11 protein-coding genes are annotated in these 13,474 nt (G+C 64.0%); 6 read left to right on the forward strand and 5 right to left on the reverse strand.

Annotated elements, in window-relative coordinates:
- Window position 1: 1 nt before the first annotated feature.
- Complete coding sequence (ctaD, locus tag PQR53_RS33620) at window positions 2-1,936, reverse strand: cytochrome c oxidase subunit I (protein ID WP_408464015.1); 1,935 nt, start codon at window positions 1,934-1,936, stop codon at window positions 2-4.
- Between the two features lie 236 nt (window positions 1,937-2,172).
- Entirely contained in the window at window positions 2,173-3,228 is a 1,056-nt protein-coding gene (gene coxB, locus PQR53_RS33625) for a cytochrome c oxidase subunit II (protein WP_408464018.1), read from the reverse strand.
- A gap of 226 nt (window positions 3,229-3,454) precedes the next feature.
- Between coxB and PQR53_RS33630 the strand changes: the two genes are divergently transcribed.
- On the forward strand, window positions 3,455-3,691 hold the full coding sequence (locus tag PQR53_RS33630; protein WP_408464021.1) for a hypothetical protein: 237 nt from the start codon (window positions 3,455-3,457) through the stop codon (window positions 3,689-3,691).
- 91 nt (window positions 3,692-3,782) lie between these two features.
- On the opposite strand, the gene PQR53_RS33635 is transcribed toward PQR53_RS33630, so the two are convergent.
- Window positions 3,783-4,832, reverse strand: a complete 1,050-nt coding sequence (locus tag PQR53_RS33635; protein WP_408464024.1) for an NAD(P)/FAD-dependent oxidoreductase — start codon at window positions 4,830-4,832, stop codon at window positions 3,783-3,785.
- A 253-nt stretch (window positions 4,833-5,085) separates the two neighbouring features.
- On the opposite strand from PQR53_RS33635, the gene PQR53_RS33640 reads away from it, so the two are divergent.
- Together PQR53_RS33640 and PQR53_RS33645 are read left to right on the forward strand one after the other, a co-directional pair.
- Window positions 5,086-6,195: a porin gene (locus tag PQR53_RS33640; RefSeq protein WP_408464027.1), complete on the forward strand. Its 1,110-nt coding sequence runs from the start codon at window positions 5,086-5,088 to the stop codon at window positions 6,193-6,195.
- A 56-nt stretch (window positions 6,196-6,251) separates the two neighbouring features.
- Entirely contained in the window at window positions 6,252-7,310 is a 1,059-nt protein-coding gene (locus PQR53_RS33645) for a nucleoside hydrolase (RefSeq protein ID WP_408464190.1), read from the forward strand.
- 78 nt (window positions 7,311-7,388) lie between these two features.
- Here the strand turns inward: PQR53_RS33645 and PQR53_RS33650 are convergent, their stop codons facing one another.
- Complete coding sequence (locus tag PQR53_RS33650) at window positions 7,389-8,315, reverse strand: LysR family transcriptional regulator (protein ID WP_408464030.1); 927 nt, start codon at window positions 8,313-8,315, stop codon at window positions 7,389-7,391.
- Between the two features lie 83 nt (window positions 8,316-8,398).
- Between PQR53_RS33650 and PQR53_RS33655 the strand changes: the two genes are divergently transcribed.
- A complete protein-coding gene (locus PQR53_RS33655; protein WP_408464033.1) occupies window positions 8,399-9,745 on the forward strand; it encodes an NCS2 family permease in 1,347 nt (448 codons plus the stop codon).
- A gap of 116 nt (window positions 9,746-9,861) precedes the next feature.
- Window positions 9,862-10,959, forward strand: coding sequence for an adenosine deaminase (gene add / locus PQR53_RS33660; RefSeq protein ID WP_408464036.1), 1,098 nt, complete (start codon window positions 9,862-9,864; stop codon window positions 10,957-10,959).
- 58 nt (window positions 10,960-11,017) lie between these two features.
- Here add and PQR53_RS33665 read toward each other — a convergent pair whose 3' ends face one another.
- Window positions 11,018-11,878: a LysR family transcriptional regulator gene (locus PQR53_RS33665; RefSeq protein WP_408464039.1), complete on the reverse strand. Its 861-nt coding sequence runs from the start codon at window positions 11,876-11,878 to the stop codon at window positions 11,018-11,020.
- A 162-nt stretch (window positions 11,879-12,040) separates the two neighbouring features.
- On the opposite strand from PQR53_RS33665, the gene PQR53_RS33670 reads away from it, so the two are divergent.
- Window positions 12,041-13,441 carry a DHA2 family efflux MFS transporter permease subunit gene (locus PQR53_RS33670; protein ID WP_408464042.1) on the forward strand — a complete coding sequence of 467 codons (1,401 nt, stop codon included), beginning with the start codon at window positions 12,041-12,043 and terminating at the stop codon, window positions 13,439-13,441.
- Window positions 13,442-13,474 lie beyond the last annotated feature (33 nt).

Consider the following 13,474-nt stretch of genomic DNA (forward strand, 5'->3'; position numbering starts at 1 on the left):
CTCACCCTCCCGCATCGTGCACGGTGGCAGGCTCGCGCTGGATCAACGCGCGTTCAGGCCACAACCAGACGATGATCGACACCGCACAACCGGCCAGCATCGCGCCCGCGAAAATCCAGGCGCTCATCGCGAGTCCCGCGAATACCAGCGTAGCAAACACGGCGAGCCAGAACGGCGCATAGGAATCGCCCGGCATCTTCAGGATCACATCGGGGTTGGCTTCGAGCACGGTCGTACCAAGCGCCTCCCGGCCTTGCGCGAGCAGATAGCCTTCGTCGAGTTGCGAACGCGCGTGGCCGGCCGCGCCCGGTTCGTCGATGCGTCCTTCCCACAACGGATGACGGCTCGCCAACCACGGCACCACGGCGAAGTTATACGGTGGCGGCGGCGAGCTGACCGCCCATTCGAGCGTGGGGGCGTCCCACGGGTTGTTACCCGCGGGCTTGCCGTTTTTCAGGCTGACCAGCAGATCGATCAGAAAGATCAGCACGCCTGCGGCGAACAGAAACGAACCCAGCGACGTGACCAGATTCACCGTATTCCAGCCCATGTCGGCGGGATACGTATAGATGCGGCGCGGCATGCCGAGCAGCCCCGCGATATGCATCGGAAAAAACGCAACGTTGAAGCCTGCGAACAGGACCCAGAAGCCGATCTTGCCGAGTCGCTCGCTCATCATCTTGCCGGTGAACTTCGGAAACCAGAAGTAGATGCCGCCGATCACCGGAAACACGTTGATGCCGAGCAGCACGTAATGCAGATGCGCGACCACGAAGTAGGTGTCGGTGAGCTGCCAGTCGAGTGGCACCGCGGCGGTCATCACGCCGGACACGCCGCCCACCACGAACAGCAACACGAAACCCGCGAAGAACAGGAACGGCACGCGAAACACCGGCCGGCCCGTCCAGATCGTCGCGATCCACGCGAACGTAGCCACCGCGCTCGGAATCGCGATAACCATGCTCGCCGCGCCGAAAAACGACAAGGCGAGTGCCGGAATTCCGGTCGCGAACATATGGTGAATCCACACGACAAAGCCGATCACCATCGTTCCGACAGTCGAGAGCGCGACCGGTCCATAACCGACCAGCGGCCGCCGGCAGAACACGGGCAATGCGTCCGAGACGATGCCCATGGCCGGCAGCACGACCGCGTAGACCCACGGATGCGCGAAAATCCAGAACAGATGCTGCCAGAGCAGCGGACGCCCACCGTTCAGCACGTCGAAGAAATGCGTACCGATGCGCCGGTCGAGCCACAGCAGGAAGAATGCGAGGCTCACCGACGGCACCGCCAGCAGATTGCCGCACGACGCCGTGAGCGTGCCCCACACCAGCACCGGCACGCGCTCGAGCGACATGCCGGGCGCCCGCATGCGCAGCAATGTCACGACGAAGTTCATCGAACCGACCGTCGTCGAGATGCCCAGCAGCACCATGCCTAGTGCGTAGATATCGATATTGGGTCCGGTGCTGTATTCGAGTCCGGAGAGCGGCGCGTAATTGAACCAGCCCGCGTCCGGCGCCTGCCCGGTCGGAAAACTCGCATACAGGAAGATGCCGGCAAACAGAAACACCCAATAGGAAAGCGCATTCAGGCGCGGAAACGCCATGTCGCGCGAACCGAGGATGAGCGGCCACAGATAATTGGAGAAGCCCGATAGCACGGGCAACGCGTACAGAAAGATCATCGTCACGCCGTGCATCGTGAAGAGCTGGTTGTACTGTTCGGGCGTGAGCACCGTGGCGTTGGGACGCGCGAGCTGGATGCGCATGATGAGCGCTTCGACGCCACCCATCAGCAGGAAGACGAAGGCGGTGACCAGATAGCGCAGACCGATGGTTTTGTGGTCGACCGTCGAGAGCCAGCCGCGCCAGCCCGGCGGCGCCTCCCAGATCTCGCGCAGGCGTTTCTCTTCGACCGAGCCTGGCGCCACGCGGCCACGCTGCGGCGTGCGCGTGAGCGGCGCCGCCGTGGGTGAAGGCGTTTGCGAAGCGCCTTGTGGTGCCTTTGGTGGTGCGTTTGGTGGTGCGTTTGGTGGTGCGTTTGGTGGTGCGCCGGGTGGTACGCCGGGTGGAGCACTTGGCCCTGCACTTTGCGGCGCCTCTGGCGCTGAGTCGGACGCGGCGTGATCGGACATTGAAAGGCGCTCCGTGATTTCGCAGTCGGGTGTCAATGCAGCGTCGCCAGATAAGCCGACAGCGCGGCGGCATCGCCGACGCTCAGCGTGATATCCGGCATCAGCGCTTCAGGTTTGATCTGCTGCGCGTGCCGGATCCAGTCGAGCAGATGGTCCGGCGTATTGGTCAGCGCGCCCGCGGCGATCGTGCGGCGCGAGCCCAGATGCGTGAGATCGGGCGCTTGCAGGCCGCCGGCGTCGGTGCCGCGAATCGTGTGACAGCCGGCACAGCGCTCAGCAAAAAGATGCTGGCCCGTAGCGACGACAGCGTTGTTGACCGGCACCGCCACCTGCCCTTGCGCGTCGCGCCAGGCGTTGAAATCGGCGGGCTTCTGGGCGACCACTTCGAAGGCCATATGGGCGTGCTGCGCGCCGCAGAACTGCGAACATTGCCCGCGATAGACGCCGGGCTGGTCCGCCTGTATCCACTGCTCGTTGGTTTGTCCGGGGATCGTCTGGGTTTTCCCCGCGAGGCGCGGCACCCAGAACGCGTGGACGACGTCCGCGCTTTCAAGCTGAACTTTGACCGGCTCGCCGACGGGAATGTGGATCTCGTTGGCTGTGCTGAAGTTGCGCGCCGGGTTGGGGTCGTCGGCGTAGTCGACTTTCCACCACCAGTCATAGGCAGTCACGGTGATGGTCAGTTGCGGCTGCGCGGCCGGTGAAGCGACCGACGCAAGCACGATCAGGAAATAGACCAGCATCGCCAGTAACACGGCCGACGACACGCCGGTGCCGATGTAAATCCAGCGCATCCCGCCGGCTTCGGCGTTGAGGGAATCGCTTCGTGCAGCCGGGCGTTTGCGCGCGATTGCCGCAATCAGCAAACCGGCGACGATGATCGTCACCGCGACGCAAATGGCCGTGAGTGTCCAGCCAAGACGCATGGTCGGCGTGGCCGCCGGCCCTGCTGCATGAAGGAAGTAATTGAGCGGTGCCGTCGGCGATGCGTAAGCTTCCGGGACATCGAATCCGCTTACGAACGCGACGGCGATGCACGCCCACGCAGCGTGAATGCCGGTTGCTCGCGTACGCGCCGCTCGTTGCATGCTGCCATTGCTCCCGTCGTTTTTGTTTGCGCCGTCGTGGGTGCTTCGACCTCACGCCGGGACTTGCTAATTGGGGGGCGCAGCAAAAAACGGACCTGTCAGGAGATAGTTGGCGGGAGGGCCCACCCTCTGGGTACTTATGCGTATCAGGCGGGGCGCGGACCTGATCGGGCCTCCCAATTGCTCTCTCGTCAACGCACCTCTATCTAAAATCAAGGAGCCTGACTTGAAACGAGCATTAACCACCTTAGCCCTCGCTGCGGCATTCGCCCTGACCCACACCGTTGCGCAAGCCGAAGGCTGCACTAAAGGCGCCGCGGTAGGCGGTGTCACCGGTCACGTCGCCGGCGATCATGCCGTGGCCGGCGCGGCTGCGGGCTGCGCAATCGGCCACCACGAGGCAAAAAAGAAAGACAAGGCAGCGAGCGCGGCCGCAGCCGCCAGCCAACCCGCAGGCAAATAAGCGCATGTAAAAAGAGCCCGGCGCTGACCTCTCGATCACCGCCGGGCTCGATCAATTCGCAACGGGCACGTCGGATACGCGCCTCAGCCTCTCACCCCGCCGCTCCGACCTTTTCCGCCAGCTTCGCGTCATAACTGGAATGGACGTGCACCCGCTTTTTCTCCGGATAGGCGTATGCGTACGCTTTACGCAGCGCCAGCGACGCTTCATGAAAGCCGGACAGAATCAGCTTCTGCTTGTTGGGATAGTTGGCAATGTCGCCGACCGCGAAAATGCCGGGCTGCGAACTTTCATAGTAGGACGTGTCCACGTCCACACGACCGCCGTGAATCGACAGATTCCACCGCGCGATCGGTCCCAGATCGGCGACCAATCCGTACAGCACGACGAGCTGCTCCGTGTCGAGGTGCGTTTCGCCTTCGATATGCCGCAGCGCGATCGACTTCAGCGCATCACCCTCGAGCTTGAGCCCCGAAATCGCGCCGACGACAAAGTCCATCTCGCCCGCCGCGACCGCCCGCCGCATCAGCTCGACGCTCGAATCCGCGGCACTGAAGCCGTTGCGACGATGCACCAGCGTCACGCGCCGCGCGACCTTACGCAGCGCCAGCGCCCAGTCGAGCGCGGAATCGCCGCCGCCGGCCACCACCACCGTCTTGTCGGCGAAATCGGCAAGACGTTGCACGCTGTAGTGCACGTGCCGCGATTCCAGCGGCACGGCTTCGGCAAGCGCCAGTTTTTGCGGCACGAAGGCGCCGTTGCCGGCGGCAAGCAGAAGCGCCGCCACATCGAATACGAGGCCACGGTCGGTATGCACGGTCCAGCGTCCATCGTCGCGCCGCTCGACCGACTCGACCCGTTGTTCGAGATGGATCGGCACATCGAACGGCTTGCATTGCGCCATCAAACGCTCGACTAACTCGCGCGCGGTACACGACGGGATCGCGGGAATGTCGTAGATCGGCTTGTCCGGATAGAGCTCCGTGCACTGTCCGCCGACCTTGCCGAGTGCATCGACAATCTGGCACGACAGGCCGATCACGCCGGCTTCGAAGGCGGCAAAGAGGCCCACGGGGCCGGCGCCGACGATCAGGACATCGGTGCGAATCGGTTGCGCAAGCGGGTCTGCGTGGGGCGTCATTCGGGGTCTCGTCTTCGATAGGTCGATGAGCCACCATACAGAATCGCCGGGAGCCCGGCAACGATGCCATTACACATGGTAAGGACGCTTGGCGTGGAGCAAGCGCCCTTCCGACCGACGCGTTTAAATAGATTCAATTTATGGAACTATAAAAAAACAACATTATTTTTATAGCCGTCGGCTTCGTATAGTCGAGCCCAGTTCAAATAACGCGCCCTCCGCTCGGCCCCTCCTTTCCCGCTACTGGACCACGATGAAACTACTCAAGTTCGCCCCTCTCGCGATTGCCGGCGCGCTCTCCAGCGCCGCCTATGCGCAAAGCAGCGTCACGCTGTACGGCCTGATTTCCGCGGGCGTCGGCTATGCGACGAACCAGGGCGGCAAGAATGCGTGGCAGGCCCTCTCGGGTACCAATCAGAATCCGCGTTGGGGATTGAAAGGCATAGAAGATCTGGGCGGCGGTACCACGGCCATCTTCCAGCTGGAAAACGGTTTTAACGTGATGTCCGGCACGGCGTCGCAAAACGGCCGCGAATTCGGCCGGCAAGCGTTCGTCGGGCTGTCGAACAAGACCTTCGGTACGCTGACCTTCGGGCGCCAGTATGACACCGTGCACGACTATGTCGGCCCGGTGATCATCGCGAGTAACGGCGTGAACATCGGCGACAACGACAACGGCTATAACGACATCCGCGTGCAAAACGCGGTGAAATACGTGACGCCCGACTATCGCGGCCTGAAGGCGACGGCCGAATACGGTTTTAGCAATGCCACCGGCTTCGCCAACAACAATGCGTACAGCTTCGGCGCCGGCTACGAGAACGGCCCGCTGAAGTGGAGCGTGGTCTACGCGCAGTACAACAACCCGTTCAGCGCGACCAATCCCGACGGCGCGATCTCGAACGACTACGCCTCTTCGCTGCTGATCTTCGCGAAGAGCGCGCTGCATCCGGCCGCGTACGCGAGCAAGCAGCGCATCTTCGGCACCGGCGGTTTCTATACCGTTGGTCCCGCGCAATTTGCAGCGCTTTTCACCGATGTCCGCTACGATTATCTCGACGGCTCGCACCTGCGTTTGCAGAACTACAACTTGAACCTGAACTACCACGTGACCCCCGCCTTCATTCTGGGCGCAGCGTATGCGTTCACTGACGGCAAATACGATGTGATCAACACCAGCCCCAAATGGCATCAGGTCAATCTGCAAGCCGACTATTTCCTTTCGAAGCGTACCGACGTCGCGCTGACGGTGATCGCCCAGCAAGCCGCTGGCGACGCGCAGCACGCACAGATTTTTGCGTATGCGCAATCCACCGGCATCCGTCAGATGATCACGACGGTCGGCATGCGCCACGTGTTCTGACCATGATGAACGCCCTCGATTCAAAGCAGGACCGGCGCGCATTTTTGCGCACGGCAATGGGACTGGCTGCCGGTGCATCGGCCTGGCCGATGCTAGCCGGCGCAGCCTCCGGCGTTGCTCCGGCGCCCACTGGCACGTCCGCTTCGAACTCCATCGCTTCCCAGAGCGGCGCGCGGCGCAGCGTGATCATCGATTGCGATCCGGGCCAGGACGACGCGATTGCGATCCTGTTCGCGCTCGGCGCGAGCGAGCGGCTCGACGTGCGCGCGATCACCACGGTCGCGGGCAACGTCCCGCTCGATCTCACCGAACGCAATGCCCGTATCGTGCGTGACTGGGCCGAACGTTCCCAATCGCTGCCGGTGTATGCGGGCTGTCCGCGGCCGCTCACCCGCGAGCTGATCACGGCGGCCAACGTGCACGGCAAGACCGGCCTCGAGGGTGTGCCGTTGCACGAACCTCTCGCGCCGCTCGCGCCTCAACATGCGGTGGCCTTCCTGATCGACACCTTGCGCGCGGCGCCGCCGCATAGCGTGACACTGTGCGCGCTCGGACCGTTGACCAACCTCGCCACCGCCTTCACGGAAGCGCCGGAGATTCGTAACGGCATCCGGGAGATCGTGCTGATGGGCGGCGCCTTCTTCGAACGCGGCAATATCACGCCCGCAGCCGAATTCAATATCTACGTCGATCCGCAGGCCGCGCAAGTCGTGTTTGCGAGCGGTGTGCCGATCGTCGTGCTGCCGCGCGACGTCGCTGTCAAAGCGCCCATCACGCCGGCCCGGATCGCGCCGATTCGCGCGCTGGGCAATCGCTGCGGCACCATGGCAGCCGACATCATGGCCGCGGAAGTCGCGTATCAGAAGGGCCGCCGGGGTATCGAAGAGGCGCCGATGTACGACCCCTGCGCGACGGGCTACCTGATCGAGCCGTCACTCTTCAAAGGACGCGAGGTCAACGTGATGATCGAAACCGTCGGCGAATGGACGCTCGGTGAAACCGTGGTGGATTGGAGCGGACACAGCGGCCGCAAGCCGAACGCGACCTGGATTACCGAAGTGGACGCGGACGGTTTCTATGCCGCCTTGCGCGCACGGCTTGCCACCCTGCCGTGAATCGGCCGGCCTCGGGATGAACCGGTGAATGAACCCATGACAGCCTCGACAACGCTCGTGCGGGGCGCCCGCAGTGCGTCAGATATGCGCGGCGATCCATTCGCGGCAAGCACGCACGTGCGGACCACGGTCGTCGCCGGCGAGCGAGATCAGCGCGATCGAGCGCGTGACGCGCGGCTTGTCGAGACGCAACGCAACCAGTTCCGCGTCATGCAGATGCATGGTGTAGAGGCTGGGCAGCACCGCGATCGCCAGCCGGTGGCGCACGAGTTCGTACAAAGGCTCGGTGTACTCGACGCGGTAGGCCACCGTGAGGTGCAAACCTTCGGCGCCGCCGGTGCGCTGCAACGCATCGCTGACGCTGCCGCGCACGAACACCGCCAGATCGCGGCCCACCAGCCGCGCCCACGCAAGGCTCTTTTTCTGCGCGAGCGGGTCGTCGCGCCGCACCACCACCACGATCTGATCCTCGAACAGATCCTGGTAGCGCAAGCCGGCTTCGCCGTCGCTGTCCGCCGCGGCCGCATCGGGCTCGTGCACCCCCACGCCGAAGTCCGCCGCGCCCTGGCGCACGGCGTCGAGCAACGCGGTGTTCGGCATATCGTTCAACGTGAAGCGCAGCGACGGCTGTTTGGCCCGCAACGACGCGAGCGCGGGCAACAGGCGCGCCGCAGCCGAAGGAATCAGTCCGATGCGCACCGTCTGCACGCGTTCGGCGAAGGTGCTCGCCATATCGTCGAAGGTGCCGCGCGCCTGATTGAGCAGGCGCTCGGCGAGCGGCAGCACGCTGGCGCCCGCATGCGTGAGCGTCAGCCGATGCGCGGAGCGCGCGAACAGCGGGCCGCCCAGCAGGAATTCGATCTGCCGGATCGCGGCGGTGAGCGCAGGCTGCGTCAAAGCGAGCGACTTCGCGGCCTGGGTGAAGCTGCGGGCATGCGCAAGCGTGACGAAGTACTGGATTTGCCGCAGCGTGAGCGCGGGCAGCAGGGACGAACGGTCGGTCATGGAGTGCAATGCATCGACGCAATGCGCAGCAGTATAAATGGCAGGGTTACAGGATGAATCAATTGATCAATAACGAATCTTCAATGCCGAAGACCCGCACCCCGCCGCTCGTGGCGCGGCGCGACTGGCTCGAACGGCGTTTCGCGCTCGCCGAGCGCAAGACCAGCGTGCGTATCGAAACGATCGCCGGCATCACGTCGTTTCTCGCGGCCGCCTATCTGCTGGTTGTGATTCCATCGCTGCTGTCCGCCGGCGGCATGGATCGCGGTGCGGCGACAACCGCCACGATTCTCGTGTTCGTGCTGAGCACGGTCTTGATGGCGCTCTATGCGAATCTGCCGTTTCTGGTGGGGCCCGGCATTGGCGGCTCGGTGATTCTCGGCATTACGCTCGCAAGCGAACACGTCGCATGGCAAACGGGTCTCGGCATTGCGTTCGTGTCCGGCGTACTGTTCCTGATCCTGACGCTGGTGGGCGCGCGCAGTCTCGTGATGCGCCTGATTCCGGCCCAGATCAAACTCGGGCTAGGGGCGTCGATCGGCCTGTTCATCGCGGTGCTCGGCTTCCGCAATGCGGGCATGGTGGTCGCCAACGCGAAGACCAATGCACTCGCGCTCGGCGATTTCTCGCGACCCGGCACGCTGGTCGCATTGATCGGCCTCGGCGCGGCAGTCGTGCTGCAGGGCCGCCGCGTGCCAGGCGCAATCTTGTGGGCGATCCTGATTGCGGCCGGCGCCGGCGTGCCGCTCGGGGTCACGCATCTGCCCGCGTCGTTTCTGTCCTGGCCGCATGGCATCGCACCGATTGCGTTCAAGCTCGACATTGCGAGCGCACTGAGCGTGGCCGCGATTCCGTATCTGTTCGTGTTTTTCGCGGCGGAGTTTTTCTCGACGCTCGGCACCACGCTCGCGGTGGGCGCCAAAGCGGATCTGCTCGACGAAAACGCCAATCTGCCGAACATCAACCGGCCGTTCCTGGTCGACTCGATCGCGGCAACGCTTGGGCCGGTACTCGGCATTCCGGCGCTCACTGCGCTGGTGGAATCCGCCGCGGGCGTCGAAGCCGGTGGTCGTACGGGTCTCTCCTCGCTCGCCGCGGCCGCGATGTTCGCGTTGATGCTGTTGTTCGTGCCGGTTGCTCTCGCCATTCCGAAAGAAGCCACCGCGCCGGCGCTGATCCTGATCGGGCTGTCGATGTTCAGCACGATTCGCCATACGCATTTCGACGACTTCAGCGATTCGTTGCCGGTTCTTTCAATGGTTCTGCTCACGCTCATGTCGAACAGTTTCGGCACCGGCATCGCGGGCGGCCTGCTGTGCTACGTGCTCGTCAAGCTGCTCGCCGGACGTTTCCGTGAAGTGCCGTGGGGCCTCTATGTGCTGGCCGTGCCGCTCGGCTATTACTTCTATACCGTGGTCAAACCGCACTGAGTTCTCTATCCCGGGCATCTTACCCAGGTAAGCCGGCCGGGCTGCATGCTTCATCCTGTACTCGTACCAAACTGAATTCGCACCACGCTTTACGCACTACCGACAACCATACCGACATGAAAGAGACATTGGGCAATGTGCCCGCATCGCGCCTCGGCATCACGCTCACCGATGCCCATCGCGCGTTCTTTACCGCCTTGCCGAAGGTCGAGTTGCATTGCCACCTGCTGGGGGCAGTGCGTCACGAGACCTTCGTCGCGCTTGCTGAAAAAAGCCACGCGCCCATCGAGCGCCAGGAGATCGACGCGTTCTATACGCGCGGCGAAAAGCCGGTCGGCGTGCTGCGTGTGCTGCGCGCGCTCGACGAGTATCTGCTCACGCATGCCGACGACCTGCATCGCATCGCCTACGAATATCTCGCCGACGCCGCGGCGCACCAGGTGCGGCATAGCGAATTCTTCTGGAATCCTACCGGCACCGTGCGCGTCTCGAAGATTCCCTATGCGGATGCGCAAGCGGCCATCGTCACCGCGATTCGTGACGCCGCGCGGGACTTCGGCATCAGCGCACGGCTGATTCCGAGCATCGACCGCGAAGCCGATCCCGACGAGGCGGTCGCGCTGGTCGACTGGATGTGCGCGCATCGCGCGGACGAAGTGGCGGGCCTCGGCATCGACTACCGCGAAAACGACCGGCCGCCTGAGCTGTTCTGGAAGGCGTACCGCCAGGCGCGCAAGGCCGGTTTCAAAACCACCGCGCACGCGGGCGAATTCGGCACGCCGTGGCGCAATGTCGAGACGGCGGTCGACCTGCTGCAATGCGACCGGATCGATCATGGCTATACGATCGTCGACAATCCGCAATTGGCGGCGCAATACGCGGAGCGCGGCATCGTGTTCACGGTGGTGCCGACCAACTCCTATTACTTGCGCACGCTCGCGCCGGCGCTCTGGGCCGAACAGCATCCGCTGCGGCGCATGCCGGGCCTTGGCCTGAAAATTCACCCCAATACCGACGACCCGGCGCTGCACAAAGTGACCCCGAGCGAAGCATGGCAATTGATGTACAGCCACTTCGGTTTCAGCATCGCCGAGTTGCGGGGCTTCATGCTGAACGGCATCGACGGCGCATGGACCGACGAAGCAACGCGTCACGCATGGCGCGCGGCGTGGAGCGCTGAGTTCGATGCGTTGGCGGCGGCCTTGCCCGCTTGAGAGTAACCCCGCCGCGGGTCACGTCACCCGTGGCACGCGCCGCACATTCCGCACGGTGTCACTCACCAATCCACGAACCGCGCAGATCGCTGTCGTGCAGCAATTGCAGCAACGTGCCTGCCGGACGGCTCAGCCGTTTGGCCGCCAGCGCGATGAATTCCACCGAGGGCAGCGTCGGCAGACTGGAGGCATTGAGAGGGGGCGTCAGTCCCCGCGCGGCCAGATATTGCGGGCGAACCGTAATGCCGAGCCCGCCGCGCGCGGCCGCGATACAACCCGAGTGACTGCTGCTCGTGCACACCACCTGCCAGCTGAAACCGGCTTCGGCGAGCGCATCGAGCACCACTGCGCGCGTCACGCTCGGCTCGGCGACCAGAATCAACGGCAGCGGCTGGCTCAGATCGACGAGCGTGCCGCTGCGCGCCAGCCACTCCAGGCGGCCCGTGAACAACGGTACGCCGCGGCGGTCGCCCAGGCGCCGTTTGCCCACGAGAAGATCGATCGAACCCGCCTCCAGCAACTCATACAGCTTGCCGGTCATGCCGATGGTGATTTCCAGCTCGACGTCGGGATGCGCGTCACGAAACGCTGCCAGCACCGTGGGTAGCGGGCCCAGCGCGACGTCGTCCGATGAACCGAGCCGCACCCGCCCTTTCAGGCGCGGGGCGCGAAACTGCGACTCGGCTCGCGCGAGCGCTTGCAGGATCACGCTGGCGTGCGCCAGCATGGCCTCGCCGTCCGGGGTCATCGCGAGCGAATGGGTATCGCGCACCAACAGGCGCCGCCCGACGCTCTGTTCGAGGCGCCGGATATGTTCGCTGACGCTCGACTGCGTCAGATCGAGTCGCCGCCCCGCCTCGGTGAAACTATGGCAGGCGGCGACTGTCGCGAAGGTCTTGAGCCAGACGGGATTGAGCATGTGTCATTGTCGCCCTGGTTATCGGCAAAGTCGATAACAGTCAATAACCCTAGTGGGGTTCCCGATTGACGAGCATGTCAATATGATGACGGAATCCCGCAATAATGACCTTGGGCACGGCCCGCCGACCTTCCGTCCGGCCGCCCCGCCGCACAATTGGATATGAACAAGGATTCCGCCCAGACCGCGCTGCTCTGGATCGTCGCCGCCGGCTTTTTCATGCAATCGCTCGACACGACGATCGTCAACACTGCGTTGCCGTCGATTGCGCACAGCCTGCACGTCGCGCCGCTCGCGATGCAGCCGATCGTGGTCGCCTACACGCTGACAATGGCGATGCTCACCCCCGCTTCGGGCTGGCTCGCCGACCGCTTCGGCACCCGGCGCGTCTATTTCGCGGCGATTCTCGTGTTCGTGCTCGGCTCGATCTGCTGCGCGAGCGCGCATACGCTCGGCCAACTGGTGATGGCGCGGGTCCTGCAAGGCTTCGGCGGTTCGATGCTGCTGCCGATCGGGCGGCTTGCCGTACTGCGCAGCGTGTCGGGCGAGCAATACGTGTCGGCGCTCGCGTTCACGTCGATTGCCGGCCAGTTGGGGCCGATCGCCGGGCCGACGCTCGGCGGCTGGTTCGTGCAAGCCGTTACGTGGCACTGGATCTTTCTCATCAACGTGCCGATCGGCGCGGTGGGCCTTTACGCGGTACAGCGTTTCTTGCCGGAGCATGGCCAAACGAAGGCGCCGCCGTTCGACTTCGTCGGGTGCGGGCTGCTGTCGCTGTGCATGATCGCATTCTCGCTGGCGGTCGACGCGCCCGTGGAAACGCATCGTGCAGTATGGTCGGCGGGTCTGTTCGCGCTCGCCGTGGTCAGCGCGCTCGCTTATATTCCGCACGCAAGACACCGCAGTATCCCGCTCTTCAAACTCTCGCTCTTCAGCGAACCGAATTTCAGCGTTGGCCTGATCGGCAATCTGGTGTGCCGCATCGGCTCGAGCGCCGTGCCGTTTCTCGTGCCATTGCTGCTGCAACTGCAACTAGGTTACTCACCGCTGCACTCCGGCTTGATGATGCTGCCCGCGGCGATCGCCGGTACATTCGCCAAACGCTGGATCGCGCCGCTCATTCGCCGCTATGGCTATGACACGTTCCTGCTCGTCAATACGGTGATCGTCGGCTCCTCGATCGTTGCGTTCGCATTGATTACGCGGGGCACGCCGATTATCGTCGGGATCGTGATTCTGGCCGTGTTCGGCGCGGCCAACTCCATGCAATTCGCGGCGATGAACAGCGTCACGCTTAAAGGCCTCACGCATGAAGACGCCGGGAGCGGCAACAGCCTCTTTTCGATGGTGCAGATGCTGGCGATCGGGCTGGGCGTTTCGATCGGCGGCGGCCTGGTGAATCTGTTCTCGGCGCAATGGGGATCGGCGGCACTCGGATTCCGCCTGAGCTTCGTGTGCGTGGGCGTCATTACGCTGGTGTCGGCGTGGATCTTTCGCCATCTCGACGAAGCGCCTGTCGCTCACGGCGTGCGTGGACAGACGGCCCAAGGCGCGGGGCGCTGATCGCCAGCGGCGCGGTGGATGCCGATACGCGCT

The sequence above is a fragment of the Paraburkholderia fungorum genome (genome assembly GCF_046027605.1).
GTDB lineage: Bacteria > Pseudomonadota > Gammaproteobacteria > Burkholderiales > Burkholderiaceae > Paraburkholderia > Paraburkholderia fungorum_F.